This window comes from Xanthomonas sp. F1, from assembly GCF_014199855.1.
This window is the reverse complement of sequence record NZ_JACHOK010000012.1, coordinates 36678-56567: the sequence shown is the minus strand read 5'-3', so window position 1 is coordinate 56567 and position 19890 is coordinate 36678. Positions and strand designations below refer to the sequence as shown.

General features: G+C 69.7%; 16 protein-coding genes and 1 pseudogene. 15 read left to right on the top strand and 2 right to left on the bottom strand.

The features are described 5' to 3' along the window. The first annotated feature begins 6 nt into the window (after positions 1-6). The gene (locus GGR71_RS19220; protein ID WP_160961858.1) at positions 7-438 is read left to right on the top strand and encodes a low affinity iron permease family protein; all 432 of its coding nucleotides are present in this window, start codon (positions 7-9) and stop codon (positions 436-438) included. A 79-nt stretch (positions 439-517) separates the two neighbouring features. Here the strand turns inward: GGR71_RS19220 and GGR71_RS19215 are convergent, their stop codons facing one another. Then, on the bottom strand, positions 518-745 hold the full coding sequence (locus GGR71_RS19215; protein WP_160961855.1) for a hypothetical protein: 228 nt from the start codon (positions 743-745) through the stop codon (positions 518-520). Positions 746-942: 197 nt separating this feature from the next. Between GGR71_RS19215 and GGR71_RS19210 the strand changes: the two genes are divergently transcribed. From GGR71_RS19210 to GGR71_RS19180, 7 genes are all read left to right on the top strand, one after another. Then, positions 943-1311 carry a hypothetical protein gene (locus GGR71_RS19210; RefSeq protein WP_160961853.1) on the top strand — a complete coding sequence of 123 codons (369 nt, stop codon included), beginning with the start codon at positions 943-945 and terminating at the stop codon, positions 1309-1311. A 128-nt stretch (positions 1312-1439) separates the two neighbouring features. Continuing rightward, positions 1440-3149 carry a ubiquinone-dependent pyruvate dehydrogenase gene (gene poxB / locus GGR71_RS19205; protein ID WP_184452245.1) on the top strand — a complete coding sequence of 570 codons (1710 nt, stop codon included), beginning with the start codon at positions 1440-1442 and terminating at the stop codon, positions 3147-3149. Positions 3150-3347: 198 nt separating this feature from the next. Then, a complete protein-coding gene (locus tag GGR71_RS19200) occupies positions 3348-4784 on the top strand; it encodes a sensor histidine kinase (protein WP_160961849.1) in 1437 nt (478 codons plus the stop codon). Next, positions 4769-6109, top strand: a complete 1341-nt coding sequence (locus tag GGR71_RS19195; RefSeq protein WP_160961847.1) for a sigma-54-dependent transcriptional regulator — start codon at positions 4769-4771, stop codon at positions 6107-6109. Before GGR71_RS19200 ends, GGR71_RS19195 begins: the two co-directional genes overlap by 16 nt. 285 nt (positions 6110-6394) lie before the next feature. Beyond that, on the top strand, positions 6395-7195 hold the full coding sequence (locus tag GGR71_RS19190) for a hypothetical protein (protein ID WP_160961845.1): 801 nt from the start codon (positions 6395-6397) through the stop codon (positions 7193-7195). A 98-nt stretch (positions 7196-7293) separates the two neighbouring features. Beyond that, entirely contained in the window at positions 7294-7977 is a 684-nt protein-coding gene (locus GGR71_RS19185) for a hypothetical protein (protein WP_160961843.1), read from the top strand. Between the two features lie 152 nt (positions 7978-8129). Continuing rightward, entirely contained in the window at positions 8130-9389 is a 1260-nt protein-coding gene (locus GGR71_RS19180) for an MFS transporter (RefSeq protein WP_160961841.1), read from the top strand. A 3-nt stretch (positions 9390-9392) separates the two neighbouring features. Here the strand turns inward: GGR71_RS19180 and GGR71_RS19175 are convergent, their stop codons facing one another. Next, positions 9393-10376 (bottom strand): NAD(P)-dependent oxidoreductase, encoded by a 984-nt coding sequence (locus tag GGR71_RS19175; RefSeq protein ID WP_160961839.1) that lies wholly within the window; start codon positions 10374-10376, stop codon positions 9393-9395. 88 nt (positions 10377-10464) lie between these two features. On the opposite strand from GGR71_RS19175, the gene GGR71_RS19170 reads away from it, so the two are divergent. From GGR71_RS19170 to nirB, 7 genes and pseudogenes are all read left to right on the top strand, one after another. Beyond that, complete coding sequence (locus GGR71_RS19170) at positions 10465-11037, top strand: ANTAR domain-containing response regulator (protein ID WP_106407102.1); 573 nt, start codon at positions 10465-10467, stop codon at positions 11035-11037. A gap of 7 nt (positions 11038-11044) precedes the next feature. Then, on the top strand, positions 11045-12148 hold the full coding sequence (locus tag GGR71_RS19165; RefSeq protein ID WP_160961837.1) for a CmpA/NrtA family ABC transporter substrate-binding protein: 1104 nt from the start codon (positions 11045-11047) through the stop codon (positions 12146-12148). A 92-nt stretch (positions 12149-12240) separates the two neighbouring features. Then, positions 12241-12477, top strand: a pseudogene (locus GGR71_RS21210) (type II toxin -antitoxin system TacA 1-like antitoxin); the annotation flags it as partial. 212 nt (positions 12478-12689) lie between these two features. Further along, positions 12690-14582 carry a PEP/pyruvate-binding domain-containing protein gene (locus GGR71_RS19160; RefSeq protein WP_237474431.1) on the top strand — a complete coding sequence of 631 codons (1893 nt, stop codon included), beginning with the start codon at positions 12690-12692 and terminating at the stop codon, positions 14580-14582. Positions 14583-14804: 222 nt separating this feature from the next. Continuing rightward, entirely contained in the window at positions 14805-15752 is a 948-nt protein-coding gene (locus GGR71_RS19155; RefSeq protein WP_160961831.1) for a hypothetical protein, read from the top strand. 492 nt (positions 15753-16244) lie between these two features. Next, complete coding sequence (locus GGR71_RS19150) at positions 16245-17414, top strand: nitrate/nitrite transporter (protein WP_184452243.1); 1170 nt, start codon at positions 16245-16247, stop codon at positions 17412-17414. Between the two features lie 22 nt (positions 17415-17436). Then, positions 17437-19890: a nitrite reductase large subunit NirB gene (gene nirB, locus GGR71_RS19145; RefSeq protein ID WP_160961827.1), complete on the top strand. Its 2454-nt coding sequence runs from the start codon at positions 17437-17439 to the stop codon at positions 19888-19890.

Genomic DNA, 19890 nt, shown 5'->3' with positions numbered 1-19890 from the left:
CCTGCGATGAAACCTGCCAAGCTGTTCAATGTCGTCGCCAAGAAGGCGTCGTATGCCGCCGGCACGCCCTGGACCTTCTGCATCGCGCTGGGCATCGTGCTGGTGTGGGGCCTCAGCGGCCCGGTGTTCGGCTTCAACGACACCTGGCAACTGGTCATCAACACCGGCACGACCATCATTACCTTCCTGATGGTGTTCCTGATCCAGCACACCCAGAATGCCGACACCGCGGCCATGCAGATCAAGCTCGACGAGCTGATCCGGGTCAGCGCCAAGGCCAGCAACGAGTTGCTGGATCTGGAAGAGCTGGACGAAAAGCGGCTGGAAGAGATCCGCCGCCAGTACGAGGAACTGGCGCGCAAGGCCAGCGAGGAACTGCGTGCGCGCAACGCCCGCGATGGCGATGGCCGCGAGTCGCACGACCGCCCCGAAGGCTGACCCGGACGTTCACACGAGTGCCGATAACACGAGCGGCGTGCCGGCGATGAGCGCGGCATGCCGCTGCGCGTCGCACAGGTCAGGCCGGGACGGCGCCGTCCGGATCGTCCGCCGCGGCGGTCGTCGACGCGCGCTCGGTGGCTTGCAGGGTATCGCCGTGCGGCGGCGTGGCGCGGACGTCGTCGGCGACCGCACCCGGGGCGGGAGACGCCGTTTCGGACGAGGCGGCGTGCGTCTGACGGCGGTAGGCGCGGATCGCGGCGAAGGCCGTGCCGGCCAGCGCCAGTTTCCAGAATAGACCGGGCATCGTGAGTCTCCAGTGCGGAAGGAGCCGCCAGCGTCGGCCAGCACGGGTGGCGCAGGCGTGCATGTCGCGTGCGGACGGTGTGGTCGTGGGGGTCGACAGCATCGCGCTTGCTCGCGTGCTCTTCATGGTGCCTTGCGGGTCGGCTAACGCATGCCGCCTTAGCGTGACGCATTCTCACGCCTTTGTAGGAGATCGTCATGGCCCAGCGCACTTCACCTCCCACCGGTACGCATGACGTACGCCAGGCGGCGTATCGCGGCGAGCAGGGCGATGTCTCGGCCGACAGCGGCGTGCCGCGCGGCCGCGACCGCGACGTACCGTCGCAGTCCATGCCGCCGCCGCGGACGCATGCGCCACAGGACCACGGCGAAGACCGTAGCGGGCGCAGCCAGCCCAACCTGGGCCAGGCCGGCACCTACGGCGCCACGGGCGAGCATGCAGGCGGGGCTTATGGCAAGGCCGCCACGCCAGGCGGCTACCACGAGGACGATGCAGGCGATGCAGGCGATGCAGGCGATGCAGGCGATGCAGCGCGCGACGCGGCCGCTGCACGCCGCCAAGACTAGTCGCACCGTGCGCTGAACGCGCGTTCGGCAGGCGCATGCGCATGCCGTCGGCGCCACGTGTCGGTAACGCGCGCGGTGCCAACATGCTGATCCCCACCCGGAGATCAGCACGTATGTCCAAGCAGACCATGGCCCGCCTGCTCGCCGAAACCCTGCACAGCGCAGGCGTGGAGCGGATCTGGGGCGTCACCGGCGACAGCCTCAATGGCCTGACCGACGCGCTGCGGCAGATGGACAGCATCGAGTGGATGCATGTGCGCCACGAGGAAGTGGCGGCGTTCGCCGCCGGTGCCGAAGCCGCGGTCAGCGGCAAGCTGGCGGTCTGCGCGGGCAGTTGCGGGCCGGGCAACCTGCATCTGATCAACGGCCTGTTCGACTGCCACCGCAGCCACCAGCCGGTGCTGGCCATCGCCGCGCACATCCCGTCCTCGGAGATCGGCCTGAGCTACTTCCAGGAGACCCACCCGCAGGAGTTGTTCCGCGAGTGCAGCCACTACGTCGAACTGGTCACCAACCCGGCGCAGATGCCGGAGGTGCTGCAGCGGGCGATGCGCACCGCGATCCTGCGCCGTGGCGTGGCGGTGGTGGTGATTCCCGGCGACGTGGCCCTGCAGGAGATGCCCAAGGGCACGCCGACGACGTGGCCGGCGCTGGCCGCGCCGCGCATCCTGCCGGCCGACGCCGACGTGGCGAAGCTGGCCGATCTGCTGCAGGCGAGCAAGGCCACCACCTTGCTGTGCGGCAGCGGCTGCGCCGGCGCGCACGACGAGGTGGTGGCGCTGGCCGACGCGCTTGGCGCGCCGATCGTGCATGCGCTGCGCGGCAAGGAACACGTGGAGTGGGACAACCCGTTCGACGTCGGCATGACCGGCCTGATCGGCTTCAGTTCCGGCTACCACGCCATGCTCAACTGCGACACCCTGCTGATGCTCGGCACCGACTTCCCGTACCGGCAGTTCTATCCCAAGGACGCCACCATCGTGCAGGTCGACAACGACCCGGCCGCACTCGGTCGGCGCACGCCGCTGCAGCTGGGCATCGCCGCCGACGTGCGCGAAACCATCGCCGCGCTGCTGCCGCGGTTGCAGCGCCGCGAGGACCGCGGTTTCCTGGAGAAGTCGCTGGCCCATTACCGCAAGGCGCGCGAAGGCCTGGACGACCTGGCGGTGGCCTCGGCGCCCGGCGAGCCGCTGCATCCGCAGTTCGTCACCCGCATGGTCGATGCGCTGGCCGATGCCGATGCCATCTTCACCTGCGACGTCGGCACGCCGACGGTGTGGGCGGCGCGCTACCTGACCATGAACGGCCAGCGTCGCCTGCTCGGCTCGTTCAACCACGGCTCGATGGCCAATGCGATGCCGCAGGCGCTGGGCGCGCAGGCGCAGTTCCCGCAGCGGCAGGTGATCTCGCTGTCCGGCGATGGCGGCTTCACCATGCTGATGGGCGATTTCATCACCATGGCCCAACTCGGCCTGCCGGTGAAGGTGGTGGTCTACAACAACGGCTCGCTCGGCTTCGTGGCGATGGAAATGAAGTCGGCCGGCTACCTGGATACCGGGACCGACCTGAGCAATCCCGACTTCGCCGCGATGAGCAACGCCATGGGCATCCTGGGCCTGCGCGTGGACGAGTCGGCGCAACTGGAGCCGGCCCTGCGCGAAGCGTTCGCGCATCCCGGCCCGGCGCTGGTGGACGTGCGCGTGGCCAGCCAGGAGCTGGCGATTCCGCCGGCGGTCAAGCTGGAACAGGCCAAGGGCATGGGCCTGTACCTGCTGCGCGCGGTGATGAGCGGGCGCGGCGACGAGGTGCTGGAGCTGGTCAAGACCAACCTGCGCTGAGCGCGGCAACCGCACGCGGCGCGGACGGTGCCGGAACTCCGCATGCACCACGCGTCCGCTGCGGTTCCTGCTCGCTGTCTGCACCCGCCTGGCACTGTGCGCGACGTCGTGTTGGACCCTGTGAGTCGTGGCCGCATCGCGATCCGGGTACGATCGCCGCGGTTCGCTCCGCCTCTTCCGTTGCGCCCAAGGTAGGCCATGCCCCGTTCGCTGTTGCGGCAACTGCTGCTGATCTGGATCGTCATCGCCGCCGCCTGCGTCGGCATGGCGGTGGTGCTGGTCGGGCTGTACCGGCACAGCGAGGGCGTGCGCAGCGAGCGCGCGCAGACCGGGCTGCGCGAGGTCTGCACGCGCATGGTGCAGCGCTACAACGGCGCCAGCGCCGCCGCCCACGGCAGCGACGGCACCGGCCTGGCGGCGGTGGTGTCGCAGCTGGTGCTGGCCGATGCCGCTGGCGTGGAGGGCGGCTTCTGGGACCGCCAGCGCGGCTTTGTCGCCTACGCCTATCCGACCTACGACGGGACCGAGCACAAGACCGACGTGCCCTCGGCCGAGCGCAACGTCATCGTGTCCGCCGCGCAGCGCGGGGTGAAGGCGCAGCACACGGTGGATTACCGCCGCGACGGGCAGCGCGAAAGCCTGCTGATCGCGGCCTGCCCGCTGGATCGCAATGCCGCGGCCTGGGCCATGACCCGGGTCGCCTCCAGCGACGCCGCGGCCAGCCTGCCGCTGGCGCTGGGTCTGGCGCTGATCCTGGCGCTGGTGGTGGTCTCGGCGCTGGCGCTGGGGTGGGTGGTGCGGCGCTGGAGCCAGCGCCTGCAGGGCATCCAGCAGGCCTTGGCGACGCCGGCCGAGGTGCCGCAGATCCCGCGCACCGGCGCGCCGGAGCTGGACCGGCTCGGCGCCGCGGTCACCGACTACGCGCAGCGCAGTGCGCAGGCGCTGGCCGAGACCCGCCGGCTCGGCGAGGAACTGTCGCGGCACGAACGCCTGGCTGCGCTCGGGCGCATGACCGCGACCGTGGCGCACGAGATCCGCAACCCGATCGCGACCTTGCGGCTGGCGCTGGAAAACCAGATCGCCGCGCGCGCGGACGGCGTCGACGACGCCCAGGCGCAATTGATGCTGGCGCAGATCCAGCGCCTGGACGGGGTGGTGGAAAGCCTGCTCGGCATGGTCCAGCCGATCCGCCTGCAGCGGCAGCCGGTGGCGCTGCAGCCGTGGCTGCAGGCGCTGCTGGACCCGGCCGATTGGGACGGGCAGGCGCCGCCGATCGCGCTGCGCCTGCAGGCGGCGCCGGCGCAGTGGATGCTGGATCCGCAACAGGCCGCGCGCGCCCTGCACAACCTGCTGCGCAATGGCCTGCAGCACGCCACGGCCGGTACCGACGTGACCCTGGAAGCGCAGGCCGAGGACGACGTGCTGCAACTGCGCGTGCGCAACCACGGCGACCCGGTGCCGGCCCCGGTGGCCGCGCATCTGTTCGAACCGTTCGCCAGCGGCCGCAGCGACGGCAACGGCCTGGGCCTGGCGCTGGTGCGCGAGATCGCCCGCGCCCACGGCGGCGAGGCGCACTACGCGCATCGCGACGGCGTCACCGAGTTCAGCCTGGAGCTGCCATGGCGCGCATCCTGATCATCGACGACGACCTGGCCTTCCTCAGCACCCTGCAGGCCACGCTGCGTTCGTTCGGCCACGAGGCGATCGCCGAAGCCGACCCGCGCGAAGGCCTGGCGCGCCTGCGCGAAGGCGACATCGACCTGGCCTTCGTCGACTTCCGCATGCCCGGCATGGACGGCATCGCGCTGATGCGCGCGCGCCAGGACGATGCGCAGGCGATGCGCGTGCCGCTGGTGATGCTCACCGCGCACGCCTCCAGCGGCAACACCATCGAGGCGATGAAGCTCGGCGCCTTCGATCACCTGGTCAAGCCGGTGGGTCGCGCCGACATCGCCGAGGTGGTCGAGCGCGCACTGCGCAGCCGCGGCGAGGATGCGCCGGACGCCGCGCCGACGATGCCGGCCGAGGAGGACGACGCGCTGCTCGGCCACAGTGCGGCGATGCGCACCGTGCACAAGCGCATCGGCCTGGCTGCCGCCTCCGACCTGCCAGTGCTCATCACCGGCGAGACCGGCACCGGCAAGGAGCTGGCGGCGCGCGCGCTGCACCGTGCCAGCGCCCGCGCCGCGCAGCCGTTCGTGGCGATCAACTGCGCGGCGATTCCCGCCGAACTGATGGAGAGCGAACTGTTCGGCTACCGCAAGGGCGCGTTTTCCGGTGCAGTGAGCGATCGCAACGGCCTGATCCGCGACGCCGACGGCGGCACCCTGTTCCTCGACGAGATCGGCGACATGCCCTTGCCGATGCAGGCCAAGCTGCTGCGTTTCCTGCAGGAAGGCGAGGTCTCGCCGTTGGGCGGGCGTGGTGCGCAGAAGGTGGACGTGCGGGTGATCGCCGCCACCCACCGCGACCTGCTGCAGGCGGTGGACGCCGGGCGTTTCCGCAGCGATCTGCGCTACCGGCTCAACGTGGTGCCGATCGAGCTGCCGCCGCTGCGCGAGCGCGGCGACGACATCCTGCTGCTCGCCCAGCACTTCCTCGCCGCCGGCGCCAGCACGCCGCAGACCTTGTCGGCAGCAGCGCAGGCGCGCCTGCGCACCTATCCCTGGCCGGGCAATGTGCGCGAATTGCGCAACGCCATGCAGCGCTGCCAGGTGCTGGTGCGCGCGCCGGTGGTGGAGGCGCACGACCTGGACGACCTGCTGGCGTCGCCGTCGACCGAGACGCCCACGGCGCTGGACAACGACGCGCTGACCCTGCCGCAGGCCATCGCGCAACTGGAACGGCAGATGATCCAGGCGGCGCTGACCCAGGCCCACGGCAACCGCGCCGAGGCCGCGCGCCGGCTCGGCATCCATCGTCAGCTCCTGTATCGCAAGCTCGACGAGTACGGCCTTTAGCGGCGCGCTCTGGCGCGCCGCGGGATTTGGGATTTGGGATTGGGGATTCGTAAAAGCGCGCGCCGCCGCATGCTGTCTGGCGCTTTTACGAATCCCCAATCCCGACTCCCCAATCCCATTCCATCCACATCTGTCCGCTTTGCGGACAGGTGTGGATGAAATGGAGACGCCTTCCAGGCTAGATCCGCACTCGATTTCCTTCAGGATCAATGGCTTAAAAGTTGGCACGGCCTCTGCATTATCTCTCCTGCGAGCGGCGCCCCCTTGCCGCTCAGGAGAACGTCCATGATCCGTCGTAGCGCACTCGCTCTGTCCCTGGTGCTGGCCACCGCCGCCGCTGCCGCCACCGCCCAGGTGCCGGCGCCGCCCGCGCCTCCCGCCCCGCCGGCGCCCGGCAGCGTCCCGGCACCGCCGCCGCCGCCCGCGGCCGCCGTCGCCGCCACGCCGGTGCGCGTGGACGGCACCGTCGAGCGCTTCATGCTCAACCCCAACGGCGTTGTCGATGGCCTGTGGCTGATGGACGGCACCCAGGTGAGCTTCCCGCCGCACCTGTCGGCCGATCTGCAGACCGCGGTGCGCCGTGGCGATGCGGTGTCGGTGCAGGGCTATCGCCTGGGCAGCCTGCCGCTGCTGCAGGCCACCACCATCACCGCGCGCCGCAGCGGCAAGCAGGTGGTCGACCGTCCGCCGAACCCGATGACGCCGCCGCCGGCGCCTCCGGCACCGCCGGCCCTGACCCCGCTGCAGGCCGATGGCCGCATCGAGCGTCTGGTCTACGGCCCGCGCGGCGACACTGCCGGCGTGCTGCTCAGCGACGGCACCGTGGTGCGCATGCCGCCGCACGCCGCCCTGCAGTACAGCGAGTTGCTGCGGCCGGGCGCACGCCTGAGCGTCAACGGCTTCGGCGTGCTGACCCAGGTCGGCCGTTCGGTGGAAGCGACCCAGGTCGGCCGCGACCGCAACTCGCTGCAGGCGGTGTTCGCGCCGCCGGCCCCGCCTGCGCCGCCGGCCGCTCCGTCGCCGCCGGCCCAGCCGGGCGCGCCGGGTGCGCCGGCCACCCCGCCGCCGCCGCCGGCACCGCGTTGATCCGGGCGTTGCCGCATCGCGCCTGACCTTTGCGCCCGCCGTTCGCGGCGGGCGCTGCCGGCCCCGGCCGGCATCCCCTTGTTCGTCTGGAGAATGCAATGCATTGGGTCGATCCCGATTCCCTGCCGGAAACCCGCGGCACGCTCGCGCGCTTCCTGCTCAACCCCAAGGCCGACGTCGACGGCCTGCTGTTCGACGACGGCACCGAAGTACACACCCCGCCGCACCTGTCGGCGCAATTGCTGAAGGCGCTGCGTCCCGGCGCCGGCCTTGGCGTGCGCGGGCTCAAGCCGCGCGGCGCCGACGTGCTGGTGGCGCTGGCGGTGGACCCGGACGGTGCCGAGCGCATCGTCGACGAAGGCCCGCATGCCGCGCCCCACAAGCCCAAGCCGCCGGGCAAGCCCAAGCCCGCGCAGGACGCGGTACACCACGCCGGCACCGTCGCGCGGCTGCTGCACGGCCCGCACGGGCAGGTGCATGGCGCGCTGCTGGAGGATGGGCTGATCGTGCGCTTCCCGCCGCACGCGGTGCCGGAATCGGCCCGCTGGCTGGCCGCCGGCAAGCCGCTGGCGGCGCAGGGCGAGTTGCTGGAGTCCGCGCATGGCCAGGTGCTGCATGCGCAGGCGCTGGGTGCGAGCGAGGCGACGGTGCAGCCATTGGCGCCGAAACCGAAGCCGCCCAAGCCTCATCACAAGCCGTTGCACGGGCATGCGCATGATGCTGCGCCGAAGGACGGGCCGAAGCCGAAACCCAAGCCCAAGCCCAAGCCGAAGCCCCACTAAGTACCAAGCCGTCGCGGCGGTGTGCCCCTGGCCACCGCCGCGCCTGTGTCGCCTTCGCTCATCCAGGACTCCGTCATGCCGCCCGTCCCGCCTGCGCTGCACCACGCTTTCCTGCCTGCTTCCTTGCTTCCTTCGCTCTCGGCGGTGCGCGCATGAGCGGCGCCGAGAAGCGCCTGCGCCCGCGCGGCACGCGCGCGCTGGAAGCGCTCAACTTCACCATGGCCGACGTGCAGGACGGACTCGGCCCGTTCCTGAGCGTGTTCCTGCAATCCAAGGGCTGGTCGCTGGGCGCGATCGGCTCGGTGATGACCGCCGGCGGCATCGTCGGCATGCTCGCCACCACGCCAGGCGGCGCGCTGGTCGATGCGACCAAGCGCAAGCGCAGCATCGTGGTGGTCGGTTGCAGCATGATCCTGCTGGCGTCGGCGCTGCTGTGGTGGTCGCCGACCCTGCCGGGCGTCATCGCCGCACAGGTGATGACCGCACTCGCCGCCGCCGCGCTGGGGCCGGCGCTGTCCGGCATCACCCTGGGCCTGGTGCGCCAGGCCGGCTTCGATCACCAGATCGCGCGCAACCAGGTCGGCAGCCATGCCGGCAACGTGGTGGCCGCGGCGCTGGCCGGCTTGCTCGGATGGAAATTCGGCTTCGGCGCGGTGTTCGCGCTGACCGGCTGCTTCGGCGTGCTGGCGATCGCCTCGGTGTTGATGATTCCGCGCGACGCGATCGACCACCGCGCCGCACGCGGCATGGCCGAGGCCGGGGAGGAGAACGGCGAGCACGTCAGCGGCTGGTCGGTGCTGCTGACCTGCAAGCCCTTGCTGGTGCTGGCCGCGGCGCTGGCGCTGTTCCACCTGGGCAATGCGGCGATGCTGCCGCTGTACGGCATGGCCGTGGTGGCCGCGCATCAGGGCGATCCGAACGCGCTGACCGCCACCACCATCATCGTCGCCCAGGCCACCATGGTGCTGGTCTCGCTGCTGGCGATGCGCCTGATCCGCGTGCGCGGGCACTGGTGGGTGCTGCTGCTGACCTTCCTGGCGCTGCCGCTGCGCGGGCTGATCGCCGCCAGCTTCATCCACACCTGGGGCGTGTTCCCGGTGCAGATCCTCGACGGCGTCGGCGCCGGCCTGCAGAGCGTGGTGGTGCCGGCACTGGTGGCGCACCTGCTGCAGGGCACCGGGCGGGTCAACGTGGGGCAGGGCGCGGTGATGACGATGCAGGGCGTCGGCGCGGCGTTGAGTCCCGCGCTGGGCGGCTGGATCGCACAGGTGTTCGGCTACCGCGCGGCGTTCATGCTGCTGGGCGGCATCTCGCTGCTGTCGCTGGCGTTGTGGGTGGGCATGCGCAAGCACCTGGTGACGGCGAAGCAGGGCCGCACGGCCGCCGAACCGGTGCCGCCGCTGCCGGCGTAGGCGTCAGCCCGGTGCGACCCCGGGCACCACCTCGCAGGCGATCCCGGCCGCGGCCAATTGCGCCGGCAGTGCCGCGTGCGGTGGCTGCCGGAACGCATCGCCCGGCAGCAGGCTGACCACGCGCTGCCCGGCCTGCGTCTGTTCGACCAGCAGCGCCAGGTGCGCGGCCGGATCGTCCGGCAGTGGTCGACGGCTGGCATCGCGCCGCGCCAGGCTCAGCACCGCGGCGCTCACCTCGGCGCCGCACAGCAGCAGGTCGGCCTGGTTGAGCGCGCGCAGCGCCTTCAGCGTCAGCGCGCCGGGGTCGCCGCTGCCGGTGCCGACCAGCCACACGCTGCCTTGCCGTGGTAGGTCGTCGCTGCGCTGCAGGCTGTCGGTGAAAGCCTGTTCGGCAGCCTCGCGCTGGCCGCTCTGCAGCAGTGTCTGCACCGGCCCCTCCAGCACCTGCTCGAACCAGCGACGGCGCTGCGGCAGGTCCGGCAGGCGTGCACGGATCGCGGCGCGGTGGCGCGCGAACAGCTGCGCCAGTTCGGCATAGGAGTGGTCCAGTTCGGTTTCCCAGCGCTCGCGCAGGCGCCGCGCCAGCATCGGTGCCGCACCGCTGGAGGAGATCGCGATCAACAGCGGATCGCGGTCGATGATCGCAGGTACCTGGAACGTCGACAGGGCGGCGTCGTCGACCACGTTGACCCACTTGCGACGTGCCCCGGCCTGTTCGGCCAGTTGCCGGTTGAACGCCTCGTCGTCGGTGGCCGCCACCACCAGCCAGGCGTCGTCCAGCCACTGCGGATCGAAGGCGCCGTCGGCGCGCTGCAGCCGACCCTGCGCCAGCCACTGCGCCACCGTGGGGTTCAGCGCGTGCGCGTACACCAACAGGTCGGCACCGGCGTGCAGCAGTGCCTCGATCTTGCGCATCGCCACCTCGCCGCCACCCACCACCAGCACGCGGCGTCCAGCCAGGTCGGCGAACAGGGGATACAGCGGCATGCGGACTCCTTGCTGGGGCGAGGTGCGGACGTCCATGTTGCATGGCACCATGCGGTGAAGCCAACCCCTGGTTCGCCACGCCCGAATGCTGCGCGTCCTGCTGGTCAACGATACCGAAAAGCCGATCGGGCAATTGCGCCAGGCGCTGCTCGATGCCGGCTACGCGGTGCTGGACGAGGTCGCCGCGGCGCCGGCACTGCTCAAGGCGGTGTCCACCCAGCAACCGGACGTGGTCATCCTCGACGTCGACTCGCCCTCGCGCGACACCCTGGAGCAACTGGCGCTGATCCACCGCCAGGCGCCGCGCCCGGTGGTGATGTTCTCCGCCGATGGCGACGACCAACTGATCCGCGCCGCGGTCGGCGCCGGCGTCACCACCTACGTGGTCGACGGCCTGGCGCCCGCGCGGCTGGCGCCGATCGTGCAGGTGGCGCTGGCGCGCTTCGAACAGGAAGCGGGCATGCGCCGGCAACTGGACGAGGTGCAGCGCAAGTTGCGCGAGCGCGAGTGCATCGACCGCGCCAAGCGCCTGCTGATGGACAAGCGCGGCATGAGCGAGAACGAGGCCTACGCCGCGCTGCGGCAGCAGGCGATGAAACAGGGCTTGAAGCTGGCCGAGGTCGCCGAGCGCATCCTGGCGCTGGCGGAGCTGCTGGGATGAGGGACCGATGAACGCAACGCCACACGCCGCCCCGCCCACCTTGCGCGTTGGCTATCTGCCGCTGATCGACTGCGCGCCGCTGATCGCCGCCGTGCGCCTTGGCCTGGACCGGCGCCACGGCCTGCGCCTGGAATTGCAACGGCAGGCCTCGTGGGCGGCGGTACGCGACAAGCTGCTGTCGGGCGAGCTGGACGCCGCGCACGCCCTGGCCGGCCTGGTCTACGGCGTGGAATGCGGCATCGGCGGCCCGCAGGCCGATCTGGCGATCCTGCTCACCCTCAACCAGAACGGGCAGGGCATCGTGCTGGCGCCGGCCCTGGCCGCGGCGCTGGCGCAGGGCACCGCGCTGCGCGACGCGCTGGCCGCGCTCGGCCGCCCCGCGACGTTTGCGCAGACCTTTCCCACCGGCACCCACGCCATGTGGCTGTATGCGTGGCTGGCCGGGCAGGGCGTGGACCCGTCGCGCGACATCCGCGCGGTGACCCTGCCACCGTCACAGATGCCCGACGCGCTGGCGCGCGGTGAACTCGATGGCTACTGCGCCGGCGAACCCTGGGCCGCCCAGGCCGAGGCCGACGGCGTCGGCCGGCGCGTCCTGCGCAGCGGCGAGCTATGGCCCGGCCATCCGGAAAAGGTGCTGGCGTGTCGCCGCGCCTGGGCTGCCTTACAACCCGAATTGGCCACCGCCCTCACCGCGACCTTGCTCGACGCCTGCCGCTGGCTCGACGATGCCGCGCACCGTCGCGAGGCCGTCGCATGGCTGGCCGACCCGGAGGTGATCGGCTTGCCTGCAGACCGCATCGCCGCCTGCCTGCTGCCGGGCGGCGCTGCCGATCATGGTGCCGACCCGCGCGGTCTTCGCTTCCATGCCGAAGGGCTGGCGAACTTCCCGTGGCTATCGGACGGGCGTTGGTTCCTGCAGCAGTTCCGGCGCTGGGGGTGGTTGTCGGCGAGTGCGGCGGGCGTGGAGGAGGATGCAGCGCACGATGCGGCCGTAGTTGCGCGGGTGCACCGGTTGGACACCTATCGTGCCGCGGCGGCGCAGGTTGGGGTGGCGGTGCCGGATGGGGATGCGCGTGGGGGTGGCATTCTGGGCCAGCAGACAGGGTAAGCGGCGGGATGGCATCGGTGGTGCTCTTCGCTCAGTCTGTACTCGTCGTCGCGTGAAAATCCTCCATCTTCGAAGGACAGTGCAGGAGACGCATGATGCGCCGTGGTGCCGGCAAGATCATCCGTCTTCGTCTGTCCGCATCCACTCTGTCGTTGATCGACCATGCGGCAAAGCACCGTGATAGGAAGCGAGCCGAGTTCCTGCTGGAGGCGGCGAGCGAGAAGGCACGGGACGTCCTTTCCGATCGAATCCAGCGCGTCTCGCGTTCGCAACAGTGGCAGGATCTCAATGCACTGGTCGATGCACCGCTGGACCAGAATGCACCGATACGCCACCTTTGGGCGATGCCTGCCCCCTGGGAGCGTTGCGGGCTAGGCCACGCCAACGCTTGCGGTGCCGTCAACGCCCGGGGCTGGCGTATGATCCGCGCTCGTCGCCCTCCCGAACCGGCATCATGGATCGAGCCCGTCCGCCGCTTGCATGGCCACGCTTGTCGGCGTGGTGTTTCCTTTTCGCGCTGCTGTGGCACGTGGCGCCTGCGATGGCGCAGACCGCGCGCAAGCCCTCGGCCTACGAGCAACGCCCGGGTAGCGATGCCGCCGCGCAGCCGGCGACGGGACCGGACTCCCTGCCGCGCCTCGACAGCCGCGCGCAGTTCCTGCAGCTCGCCCGGGTCTACGACGCTGGCACCGCGCTGGAACTGCCGCATCTGCTGTTCGTGATCGATCGGCAGCAGGGCGGACGCGTCTACTATCTCAACACCCCACGGTTCGCGCTGCACGAACAGTTCGTGCGTCAGCGCCTGGCACCGCGCATGGGCAAGGCGGCACTGAAGGCGCAGTACCGCGACCCGCAGCGGCGGTTCCTGTTCGGCACCCTGAGTTGGCAGCAGGATCTGCCGGGTTATACCTACGAGTTCTGGGAGGGCGATCTCCTCACCGCGGCGCTGCTGCAGCAGACCGATGCCGCCTTGCGCGCGTCGTTCTTCGACACGCTGCGGTTCAAGACCAACTCCACGTTGCACGAGCAACTGGCCCGCAGCGCCGGGCTGGCGTTCGTCACCCAGGAGGCGCTGCTGCGCGAGCAGCGCTTCCTGCCGTTGAATACCGGCCATGCCGAGGGGCGGCTGCGCATCGTGCGCTCGGAGGCGCAGTTCCGTACGCTGTCGCCGCGCGACATCGCGGTGCTGGACGAGGTGCCGATCGCGTTGGCGCCGGTCGCCGGCCTGGTCACGCAACGTCCCTCCACCTTGCTGTCGCACGTCAATTTGCTGGCCAAGGGCTGGGGCATTCCCAACGTGTACGTGCGCGATGCGCAGGCGGCGCTGCGCCAGTACGACGGCCGCTGGGTGCAGTTGGACGTCACCCACAACGACTACCGGGTGACGCCGCTGGCGGGGCCGCCGGCGGCTGCCTCCACTGCCAACCCGCGCTCGGCGGCGCGCGTGCTGCCGCGTCCGGACCTGCGCGTGGCCGCGCTCCAGCCATTGGCGTCGCTGCGCGCGCGCGACAGCCGCGCCTGCGGGACCAAGGCCGCCAATCTCGGCACGCTGAAGGCAGTGCTGCCGCCGGCCGCACGCGTGCCGGACGGCTTCTGCATCCCGTTCGCGTTCTACGCGGCGACGATGCAGCGCCTGCAGATCGCCCAACGCCTGCGCGCGCTGCAGGCGCGTCCGGGCTTCACCACCGACGCGGACGTGCGCCGCGCCGCGCTGGCGGCGCTACGTGCCGAGATCGCCGAGGCCGCACCCGACCCCGCCTTCGTGCGTGCGCTGGAGGCGCAGTGGCGCGACCAACTGCGCGGCGCAGGCGTGTTCGTGCGCAGTTCGTCCAATTCCGAGGATCTGCCCGGGTTCAGTGGCGCCGGCCTGTACACCACCGTGCCCAACGTCACCCGCGCCGATGCCCTGGCCAAGGCCGTACAGACGGTATGGGCCTCGGTGTACAACTTCGAGGCCTACGAAGCCCGCACTGCTGCGGGCCTGCCGCAGGACGCAGTGGCCATGGCGGTGCTGGTGCAGGCGGCCGCGCCATCCGACAGCTCCGGGGTGATGATCACCCGCGACCCGTTCGATGCCGCGCGCCGCCACGTCACCTACATCTCGGCCAAGCGCGGCTTGGGTATTCGCGTGGTCGAGGGCAAGCGCCAGGCCGAACAGGTGATGTACTCGAGTTGGTCCAAGGCGGTGCAGGTGTTGAGCCGCTCGGCCGAGGACACCCAACTCGTCGCCAACGCCGCCGGCGGCGTTCGCGAGGTCCCCATCACCGGCACCCGCCAGGTGCTGACCGACGCCCTCATCGCGCGGCTGGCCAAGGTCGGCGCGATGACCAAGCAGGCCCTGGGTGGCGCGGACCAGGACATCGAGTGGGCCGTGGTCGGGGATGAGGTGGTGATGTTGCAGGCGCGGCCGTATGTGGATGGAGGTGTGCGGTAAGGACATACGATGGCCACGCTAGCCAGCAACGGTGAAGTGCATCGCTGGCTGTGGTTGCTGTCGATGCGCGGCGCAGCCGGTTGCAGTGCACGTCGGTGACCCGATGCGGCGGTGTGGCTAGCAACCGATGTCCGTGGCGTGCGCTTCGGAAAACTGCGTCGCTCACCGCACGCCGGCTAGAATCGGCGGATGTCCCTATCACGGCTGTTTCCAGAACCAAAGATGACGCGCCCGTTCGTCTGGCGCCCTGGCGATGGGCCGAATGCGGATTGCGTCCAACGCATGCGCCGTCACCTGCGTCGTCCGGCAAAGCCGATGGGCGAAGCGTGGTTCATGGGCGAGAAACGGCACATGTTCGATTTCCTGCTCGGCGATCTTGCCGGGTTCTCGCTCGAAGAATTGCGAACGCCCCTTGAGGAAATCGCATCCGGGAACGCTTGCTTCGGCCCGATGGACGAATGGACGCATTGGTATCGCTATCTGTTGGCCCACCTGGTTTCGCGCCATTCGGAGCAGTCGTTCGACAGCCTGTACCAGCACCTCGTCACAGCGTTCATTGCCGTCAACCCGCGCAGCGTCGACGAGCCCTATGCGGGGTTCGCCGACGATGCGAGGCAGACCCTGGGGCGCTGCCTGATGGATCCATCTCGCTGGGTCGGAGAGCGCCTGGCGATCCAGGTGCCGGAGGATCCGTACACAGGAGAAAGCGCCTTCGCCTGGAGCGTGGCGTGCGGCGACTTTTCGGCGGGCATGTTCTTTTGCGCAAAGTATGTTGCCGATGAAGAACTCGCCGCTTGGCTCGATTCGGTGTTCGCAATTCGATGCCCGCGATGGACCACGCAACTGTATCGCTGGCTGTTGGCGGCCTATCCCTTGCTTGCTGGGGATGTGCTGGAACTGCCCGATCTCGCCGGCGAGACGTCGGCGGACGTCGTGTGGCATGGCGCGCTCATGCTGAAAGGCGATTTTTCCGGAATTTACGAACCCGCGCCATCGCCGTTGCCCTTGCTGCCACAGGAGCGCTGCCAGGCCGTGCTGACGGCCGCTTGCCGCCATGTGTCGGAGGAGAGCTACTTCCAGTGGCTCGATGCGATCAAGCCCCACGCCTACCTGGAGATGATGCTGGGTGATATGCCGAATCGCTTTGCGGAGATTTTCGCTATCGGTTAGCCGACCCGCCTGTGAGTGCGACATGTGGAACACCATGGCATTGCCGGAAGGTACAAGCGCCCATGGATCGCGCGCTCGACACGTTGATACTGCGCTGCACAACAGTAGTGCGATCTCGCACCAATATGTGCCAGCAGGTGCCTGTGTCGTTGGCCAAGATCGATATCCTGCAGTGTTGGAATTTCATAAGCGGCTGAATAAATGATGATTTTTATGTCGGATGAGGTCGCCCAAAACTTGGCACGCTGTTTGCTTTAGCCCCACCTGCGGACGCAACGGCGCGCCCGCACCAATCTGATCCGGCAGGCGGGCCAACGGCGGTCCGTCGGTCCCGACAACGGCGTCTTCCGGTGCGAACCGGACGGCGCCGTTTTCGTTTTCCTCCCCTCGACTTTCCGCGCGCTGCGGATGGTGTGCAGCGCTGCGGCCCCACGTTTCCCGGAGATGGCGCGGATGAACCGATCGTTCTGGCAAGCCGGGCACACGCCCACGTTGTTGGCGGCGTTCCTGTATTTCGATCTGAGCTTCATGGTGTGGTATCTGCTCGGCCCGCTGCAGGTGCAGATCGCGGCGGCGCTGGAGCTGGACACGCAGCAGCGGGCGCTGATGGTGGCGGTACCGATCCTGTGCGGGGCGGTGCTGCGGCTGTTCCTGGGCATGCTGGCCGATACGATCGGCGCCAAGCGCGCGGGGCTGCTGGCGCAGGCGCTGGTGATCGCGGCGCTGGCGGTGGCGTGGCAGGTGGGGGTGCACAGCTTCGCCCAGGTGTTGCTGCTCGGGTTGATGCTGGGCGTGGCCGGGGCGTCGTTCGCGGTGGCGCTGCCGCTGGCCTCGCGCTGGTATCCGCCGCAGCACCAGGGTACGGCGATGGGCATTGCCGGGGCGGGCAATTCCGGCACGGTGTTCGCGGCGCTGTTCGCGCCGGTGCTGGCGGCGGCGTTCGGCTACCAGGCGGTGTTCGGGCTGGCGTGCATTCCCTTGTTGCTGACGCTGCTGGTGTTCGCGCTCTGCGCCAAGGACGCGCCGGTGGCGGTGCCGCGCAAGCGCCTGGGCGATTACGCGCGGGTCCTGGTCGGCAACCGCGATGCATGGCGCTTCATGCTGTTCTACGCGATCACCTTCGGTGGTTTCGCCGGATTCGCCAGTGCGCTGCCGGGCTATTTCCACGACCAGTTCGGCTTCTCGCCCAAGCTGGCCGGCTGGGCTACCGCGGCGTGCGTGCTGGCCGGGTCGGTGATGCGGCCGCTGGGTGGGGCGATCGCCGATCGCATCGGCGGCACCCGCACGCTGCTGGCGATCTATCTGCTGGTGGCGTTGCTGGTGGCCGCGGCGGCGGTCGGGGTCGGTGGACCAGCGGCCACGGTGGCGCTGTTCGTGCTGACCCTGCTGAGCCTGGGCACCGGCAATGGCGCGGTGTTCCAGTTGGTGCCGCAGCGCTTCGGTGGCGACATCGGGCTGATGACCGGGCTGATCGGCATGGCCGGCGGCATCGGCGGCTTCCTGCTCGCCGCGGGGCTGGGGGTGGTCAAGCAGCACACCGGCAGCTATGCGCCGGGGCTGTGGCTGTTCGCCGGCTGCGCGCTGTTGGGCTGGGGTCTGTTGTCCACGGTCAAGCAGCACTGGCGCCGGCAATGGTCGGCGGCTGGTGCGGTACGCGTCTGAGCGCCAGGGGAGCGATACGCCAATGAACAAGCCGAGACTGGTGGTGGTGGGCAACGGCATGGCCGGCATCCGCACCGTGGAAGAACTGCTGAAGCTGATGCCGGGCATGTACGACATCACCGTGTTCGGGGCCGAGCCGCACCCGAACTACAACCGCATCCTGCTCTCGCCGGTGCTGGCCGGCGAGCAGGACTTCGACGAGATCGTGCTCAATCCGTTGTCCTGGTACGCCGAGTACGGCATCCGCCTGTATTTGAACAAGGAGGTGGTGCGCATCGACCGGGTCAGGCGCATGGTCATCGCTGCCGACGGCACCGAGGCGCCTTATGACCGATTGCTATTGGCCACCGGTTCGCTGCCGATCGTGTTGCCGGTGCCCGGCAAGGACCTCAAGGGGGTGATCGGCTACCGCGACATGCACGACACGCAGACGATGATCGACACCGCCTCGCGCAAGGGCAACGCGGTGGTGATCGGCGGCGGCCTGCTCGGGCTGGAGGCGGCCAACGGGCTGAAGCAACGCGGGATGCAGGTGACCGTGGTGCACCTGGCCGGGTGGCTGCTGGAGCGCCAGCTCGATCCGGTGGCCGGGGCGATGCTGCAGCAGTCGCTGGCCGAACGCGGGCTCGACTTCCGCCTCAATACCTCCACCACCGAACTGGTCGGCAATGCCGCCGGCGAGGTGACCGCGGTGCGCTTCTCCGACGGCAGCGAGGTGCCGGCCGACCTGGTGGTGATGGCCGCGGGCATCCGCCCCAACATCGCCCTGGCGCAGGCCGCCGGCATCCATTGCACGCGTGGCATCGTGGTCAACGACACCCTGCAGACCTTCGACCCGCGGGTGTACGCGGTGGGCGAATGCGCCAGCCATCGCGGCATCGCCTACGGCCTGGTCGCGCCGCTGTTCGAGCAGGCCAAGATCTGCGCCAACCACCTGGCCGGCTACGGCATCGGCATCTACCGCGGCTCGGTGGCCTCGACCAAGCTCAAGGTCACCGGCATCGACCTGTTCTCCGCCGGCGATTTCATGGGTGGCGAAGGCAGCGAGGAGATCGTGCTGTCCGATCCGGCCGGCGGGGTCTACAAGAAGCTGGTGCTGAAGGACGACCGGCTGGTCGGCGCCTGCCTGTACGGCGACACCGCCGACGGCGCTTGGTACTTCCAGTTGCTCAAGGACGCCAGCCCGATCGGCGAGCGCCGCGAGCGGCTGATGTTCGGCGAAAGCGCACTGGGCGATGCCGGTACCGCCGGACAGGACCGCGCCAGTGCGATGCGCGACAGCGACGAGGTGTGCGGCTGCAACGGCGTGTGCAAGGGCACCATCGTCAAGGCGATCAACGCGCAAGGCCTGTTCACCGTCGACGAGGTCAAGAAGCACACCAAGGCCGCCAGTTCCTGCGGTTCGTGCACCGGCCTGGTGGAACAGATTCTGATGAACTGCCTGGGCTCCAACTTCCAGCAGACGCCCAAGACCAAGGCGGTATGCGGCTGCACCGATCTGAGCCACGGCGAGGTGCGCAAGGCGATCCGTGAGGGCAGGCTGCTCACCCACGCCGCGGTGTACACGCAGCTGCAGTGGCGCAGCCCCAACGGCTGCGCCACCTGCCGCCCGGCGATCAATTACTACCTGCTGTCCACCTGGCCGCGCGAGGCGGTGGACGATCCGCAGTCGCGCTTCATCAACGAGCGCGCCCACGCCAACATCCAGAAGGACGGCACCTTCTCGGTGATTCCGCAGATGAAGGGCGGGGTCACCAATGCGTCGGAGCTGCGCCGCATCGCCGACGTGGCCGACAAGTACGCCGTGCCCATGGTCAAGGTCACCGGCGGCCAGCGCATCGACCTGCTGGGGGTGAAGAAAGAAGACCTGATCGACGTGTGGAAGGACCTGGGGATGAACTCGGGCCATGCCTACGGCAAGTCGATCCGCACGGTGAAGACCTGCGTGGGCAGCGAGTTCTGCCGCTTCGGCACGCAGAACAGCACGCAGATGGGCATCGACCTGGAGACGATGCTGGCCAACATGTGGAGCCCGCACAAGGTGAAGCTGGCGGTGTCCGGCTGTCCGCGCAACTGCGCCGAGTCCGGGATCAAGGACGTCGGCATCATCGCGGTGGAGTCGGGCTGGGAGCTGCACATCGGCGGCAACGGCGGCATGAAGACCGAGGTCGCCAAGTTCCTGGTCAAGGTGCGCAGCGCCGAGGAGGTCAAGGAATACACCGGCGCCTTCCTGCAGCTGTACCGCGAAGAGGCGTACTACCTGGACCGCACCGTGCACTACATCGAACGCGTGGGCATGGACTACATCCGCCAGCGCGTGGTGGAGGACGCGGACAACCGCCGCGCGCTGTACGAGCGCCTGCTGTACGCGCTGGAGGGCCTGCCCGATCCGTGGGCCGAGCGTATCGCCGGGGCCAAGCAGCGCGAATACCAGCCGCTGCGGGTGGCGCCGCCGCTGGCGCTGGTGGAGGACTGA